Genomic DNA, 5,639 nt, shown 5'->3' with positions numbered 1-5,639 from the left:
GGTTACCTAAAAGTGAAGTATAAGCCTTTTCCTCTGGGGAAGCACCCTACGGGTACTAGTTATATGTCCAGCAATAAGTCGCTGGCCATATACCGTTGGCGGCAACACAGCATCCGGATGAGGTTTTGTACCAATGAATCTATACAGATCTTCTAACCTATTTTATAGCTAATGCAGGTCTTTTTTTATACCATGAAGGAATGACGGTGAAGGTTGTAGAATAAGACACATGCTAAAGTATGTTACATTCATAATAGTTCAAGGAGGCGATTTATTGTGGCAATAATGGCTATATTTGCCAAGAGTAGGTTAAACAAAATTGTCGGGGCTTTTTTTGCTGCTTCCCTGATGTTATATGGTGGAAATCTTGCGGTGATGAATAATGGCAGCGCATGGACAATGGCTATAGCGGAGGCGGCTTCAGCGACAGCTTCCGTGGATGTAGATGAGGAAATCAGGAAGATGTATGAGCTGAGTCCGGAATGGGTGAGCAATCTGCCTGCAGCCAAAACTCATACCCAGATGGTGGTTGTAGCCGGAATAGGTGACCAGACCGCGTGGATTTCCCTGCATGAAAAGGATAGGACAGGTAAATGGCATCAAATTGTGACTACTCCGGGTTTTATCGGGAAAAATGGTTTGGGCAAGGTCAAGGAAGGTGACAGCAAGACTCCGGTAGGAACCTATCATTTTAATAAGGCCTTTGGAATATTGATGAATCCTGGATGTAAGCTGCCTTATACCCAGGTGGATGAAAACTTGTACTGGTCCGGTGATGGCCGTCCTGGTATGAAATACAATGAGATGGTAAACATCAGGGATTACCCTGAATTGGATACTGGGGAAAGCGAACATCTTATTGATTATACATTGCAGTATCAGTACTGTTTGAACATCAGCTACAATGAAAGTGGAACTCCGGGTAAAGGCTCGGCGATATTCATGCATTGCTTTGGCCCGCAGAAGCCATATACCGGTGGGTGTGTGGCCCTGCCGGAGGATAAAATGCGTCAGGTAATGCAGAGAGTTGAGCCTGAATGTGCTGTTGTGATTGATTCCCTGGAAAATCTGGGAGGGGAATTTTAAGTGGAGTCTGTTGGAGGGATGAACTCCGACAGTAAAAGGTGATGAAAGGACAGATATCTATGAAGTATGGTAAAATAGCTATTTCTGCATTAGTAGCAACCTCACTGGCCTGTACCTATTGGTATAATCCCGTGGGCATTTTTCAGCAGGATATGGGCATGAAGGTAGCCCAGGCCAATAAGTTTGCCCAGATACCTGATAAGGTATATGAGAGTAATGGACTGAAGCTTACTATACCATATAATTACGATGATTTACTTTATATAGATACGGTAAGTGAATCTCCGGGAGGACTCTTCTCGGTTTCGGAAAAGGCGTCACGGGAAGCTGCAAAAAAAGGGTATAACAGCTTTGATGGTGCCGGGTGGTTGTTTTCTATTGGTAAAGTGCCTGAAAAGGAACTACATGAGTATCTCTGTAATGATATGTCAGGGCGGGAGTACTTTGCCAAGGACGGTAAAGGGAATTGTTATATATATTACCACCCTACTGATGTGCGGTATTTTCGTGACACTCCTGCAGCCATGGAAAGGGACCAGGAACAGTGGAGCGTTCTGAACAGATGGGCCTGGAGCATTGTTCGCAACAAGTTTGTGGAGGACAATGGCCTAATACCACAATGGGCGGATAACAGTAATATTGGTATCTACCTGGCAAATGTTATGTATGGCGATGGGATGGAGTACAGTATCAGCAAGAGGCGGGGGAATCCTGTGAATGGTAGTGGCTTTTCGGCGTTGCCTTACGCCAGGAGAATGCTATATAATGCCCGCTATGATCTGGTTAATGGGGAAGTCAATCCTACAGGGGACTATATCAGCCTGACGATTCCTAAATATGATGTTCGGCTGGATTTCTTTACCGGGGATAAAAATGAAAACCTTGTAAGGGAAATCAGGAAAGGGGAGACTGTGGGTTTTTATCGTGCAAGTTTCCTGGAACATGATATTGAGTGTGGAGATATCCTGGATGATTGGGAAGAATCACTGAGGGCTCATAAGGATATGGAACGCCTGGGATATACACCTGAATCCCTCTTGGGGACATGGGCGGAGAAAATCGCCGGCAGATGTACTCTTGAAATCAAGAAGGGGAGTAATTCCGGGGTTTATAATATTCAGATTTCCTGGGGCAATGGGGCTATGCAGTCATATGTATGGACTATGACCGCAATACCGGCCAGCTGCCATTCTCTATGGTATACGGATGGTTGTCTGAGAATACATACCGTTAATGATTTGGGACTGGAGAGTGAGGTAGTCAAGTATAAAGACGGAACCGGATTATTTATCTTGAACAGTGCTCATGAGATAATGTGGGAGGACTATAAGGAGGATGCCGGCGATGACCTTGTCTTTGCCAGCACCACTTGACGACTGCAAGCCAAAACGAAGCAGGAGTCTAGTGGAGCTCACTTGAAAGAAGGCAAAGCTACACGCCGCGCTTTCGTGCCAGCACCACTTGACGAATGCGAGCTATAGCGAAGCGGGAGTCTAGTGGAGCTCACTGGAAAGAAGGCAAAGTTGTGTTGCACATACTTTGAGTTTCCCGGTTTTCTTGTTTTTATGACGCAGCTACGCTGCTGACATCATCCGCCTCGCGATGCTAGGCACCGACGGCACATTTTCAGAGCAAGATTATTCCTATGGTTGAATTATCAAAAGTTATTGGTGTCAGATCACCAGACCTCCGGAAATATGCAAAAGAGATGGCAATGCGTGATGATCTGCAGGATTTTCTAACAGCTCTTTTTTAAGGGATTGAAAATAAAAAAATGAGGTTGTATTAATATCAATAAGCCGATACATGACGAAGCGGATTACTTTGTAGTAAAATACTAGGTGAATATAGTTCGTTTATTTTTTGCTAAACATAAATGATGCAGGGAATGTCTGTTGAGGAGGGGGATTTGTAATGTATTCGGCAAAGGTTCATTTTTGGTTGGCCGGAATGACAGCTGAGCAAATTGAAATTCTTAAGAATATTGTACCGTTGGAGCGATTTTCGCATTGTTTTTATCAGTTACAATCACTGGATGAATTGGAAAAAGATTTTGTACCGGGAATAATTGGTGTTGTGATTGCGGATGAATCGGCTGGTTTTTCCCCGGAGGCACTTCGGTCTGCTGCGAAGGATGAAAAGGTTGTTTTTTGTACGGCACAGGCAGAGGCAATGTCGGAGGAAGCACTTTCCGGGATAGATTTTTTGTGGTCAAAGCCACTGACAACATCCTTATTGAAATTTTACTTTGGTGAGTTGCTCAAGTATCTCAAGCTGGAAAAGGATTTATGGCTGACTGGGGCATATTTGGATAACACAATAGATCCTGTGCCGGATTTGATTTGGTATAAGGATATTAAGGGGGCACATTTGAAAGTAAATGATGCTTTCTGTGAGGTAGTTGGTAAAACCAAGGATGACATTGCCGGTCGGGGGCATTGCTATATTTGGGGACTGACACCGGAGGAGTATGCCAAGGGAGAATATGTTTGCATGGAGACGGAAAATGAAGTCATCAAGAAGGGAACTACCTGTCTGTTTGAAGAACAGGTAAAAGCCCCTGAGGGGATGCGTATCCTGATGACCTATAAGACGCCAATTCGGGATGTGGACGGGACAATTATTGGTACTGTGGGGATGGCCCGCAATGTAACCAAGGAACGGCAATATCAAAAGAAAATTTTGGAAATGGCCCAAATGGATGTCTTGACAGGATTGGCAAATCGTCGCTATTTGGAGTCGTATATTGAGGAGAAGCTGCAAAAGGGGGATGTCCGTCAGCAGACCTTTATCTATTTTGATCTGGATCATTTTAAGCAGGTCAACGATGATTGTGGGCATGCTGTGGGAGATAGGGTGTTGCTTTATGTGGCATCTTCCATGAAGGTGGATTTTCCTGATGCATTCCTGGTAAGACTGGGTGGCGATGAATTCCTGGCAATCTTTTTGACAGAGGTGTCTCTTGAGGAAATTAAGGAACGGGTGGATGAGTTCATCCATGATATTAAGGAGCATTTTTTGACAAAATCTGATATGACTTGGCTGTCAGTCAGTGCAGGTATTGCTGTAGGTGATGGCAAGACGGCTATGGATGATTTACTGCACCAGAGTGATATGGCCTTGTATGCGGCAAAAAATGCCGGTAGGAGCTGTTATCGGGTATATGATGTTTCCATGGAAAATGAGCATATTTTTATAACGAGGTGACAGGATATATACACCCCCTCGTGTAACGCAAAGCTGGTGTTCTTGGGTAAAACGCCAATTGGAAGATTTTTCTTTTTCATAAGAAAAATTTGAACAGCTGCGTTATAAAAGTTAAGTTGGAAAGTAATATGGATAAAATCAACAATAAAAACCGGGAGCTACCCCGGTTTTTATTGTTGACTAGTATATTCACAGAATATATCATAATTGTATGAGGAAAAGCGGGTCATATTATTATTGGCTTATCTTTATCTTATTCAACTTATCGGGATGCGGAGCTGTGTGACGGAGTACTTCCTTTGGAATGGAGGTGTTGCTGGTTTATAGCCTGTCGTTCTGACCATTTTTTTGTTTAGGCTGTTGATGCTTGGATTAATAGACTTTTGGAGCAAATATAGTGGGTAATTATTTTTAGAAAGGGGTTTTTTTATGAAGTTTCTTCAACAAATCGGCAAGTCACTGATGCTTCCGGTGGCCTGCCTGCCATTATGCGGTATTCTTATGGGGCTGGGGTATCTCCTGTGTCCTGCTTCCATGCAGGGAGGTGCAGTTGAGGGCCTGATTCCTGTTATTGGAATGTTTTTGGTAAAGGCAGGAGGTGCACTGATTGATCATATTGCCCTGCTTTTTGCAGTTGGTGTTGGTGTGGGCATGTCTGATGATCAAAATGGAACAGCAGGTATCACGGCGCTGGTTTCCTGGCTTATCATCACTACACTTTTGCAGGCGGATTTTGTAAAGCTCCTCACACCGGCTATTGCCGATCAGCCTGCAGCTTTATTGGCGTTTCAGAAGATAGAGAATCCTTTTATTGGTATTTTGGCCGGTATTATCGGTGCCCAGTGCTATAACCGGTTTAAGGGTACAGACCTGCCTGAATGGCTGGCTTTTTTCAGCAGAAGACGCTGTACTGTAATTGTTTCCGGGCTGTTTTCAATTTTGGCCTCCGGAATTTTGTTTTTCATTTGGCCGGTATTGTTTGGTGGCCTTGTAAATATCGGACAGGGGATTGCCGATATGGGGGCAGTTGGTGCCGGTATTTATGCATTTCTCAACCGACTTCTCATTCCATTGGGATTGCATCATGCCCTTAACAATGTTTTTTGGTTTGACACCATTGGTCTTGGGGATCTTACTCATTTTTGGGCCGGTCATACCGATGCAGATGTTCCATGGTCATTGGGCATTTATATGTCGGGGTTCTTCCCATGTATGATGTTTGGTATTCCGGGTGCTGCCCTGGCTATTATTCATACCTCCAAAAGCTCACGCAGAAAATACACTGCGGGTATAATGGGCTCTGCAGCATTGTGTTCATTTGTCTGCGGTATTACTGAGCCCTTTGA

At 44.1% G+C, this 5,639-nt stretch carries 4 protein-coding genes; all 4 read left to right on the top strand.

Going from position 1 to position 5,639, the window contains the following annotated elements; genetic code table 11:
• Positions 1 to 285 precede the first annotated feature (285 nt).
• Positions 286 to 1,086: a L,D-transpeptidase family protein gene (locus tag K6C05_RS10355; RefSeq protein ID WP_296734449.1), complete on the top strand. Its 801-nt coding sequence runs from the start codon at positions 286 to 288 to the stop codon at positions 1,084 to 1,086.
• A 41-nt stretch (positions 1,087 to 1,127) separates the two neighbouring features.
• The gene (locus tag K6C05_RS10350; protein WP_296734446.1) at positions 1,128 to 2,459 is read left to right on the top strand and encodes a hypothetical protein; all 1,332 of its coding nucleotides are present in this window, start codon (positions 1,128 to 1,130) and stop codon (positions 2,457 to 2,459) included.
• Positions 2,460 to 3,000: 541 nt separating this feature from the next.
• Positions 3,001 to 4,293, top strand: a complete 1,293-nt coding sequence (locus K6C05_RS10345) for a sensor domain-containing diguanylate cyclase (protein ID WP_296734444.1) — start codon at positions 3,001 to 3,003, stop codon at positions 4,291 to 4,293.
• 429 nt (positions 4,294 to 4,722) lie between these two features.
• Positions 4,723 to 5,639 (top strand): PTS transporter subunit EIIC (locus tag K6C05_RS10340; protein WP_296734442.1); only part of this gene is annotated, 917 nt, incomplete at its 3' end.

Origin of the sequence: Anaerovibrio sp. (assembly GCF_024697385.1) — a bacterium.
GTDB lineage: Bacteria > Bacillota > Negativicutes > Selenomonadales > Selenomonadaceae > Anaerovibrio.
The sequence above is the reverse complement of the archived record's forward strand: the minus strand, read 5'-3'. Positions and strand labels throughout refer to the sequence as shown.

What these genes read in the sequence shown, in the direction of transcription:
- K6C05_RS10355 (WP_296734449.1), top strand. Translation starts at nt 286, where the DNA reads ATGGCTATATTTGCCAAGAGTAGGTTAAACAAAATTGTCGGGGCTTTT.
- K6C05_RS10350 (WP_296734446.1), top strand. Translation starts at nt 1,128, where the DNA reads ATGAAAGGACAGATATCTATGAAGTATGGTAAAATAGCTATTTCTGCA.
- K6C05_RS10345 (WP_296734444.1), top strand. Translation starts at nt 3,001, where the DNA reads ATGTATTCGGCAAAGGTTCATTTTTGGTTGGCCGGAATGACAGCTGAG.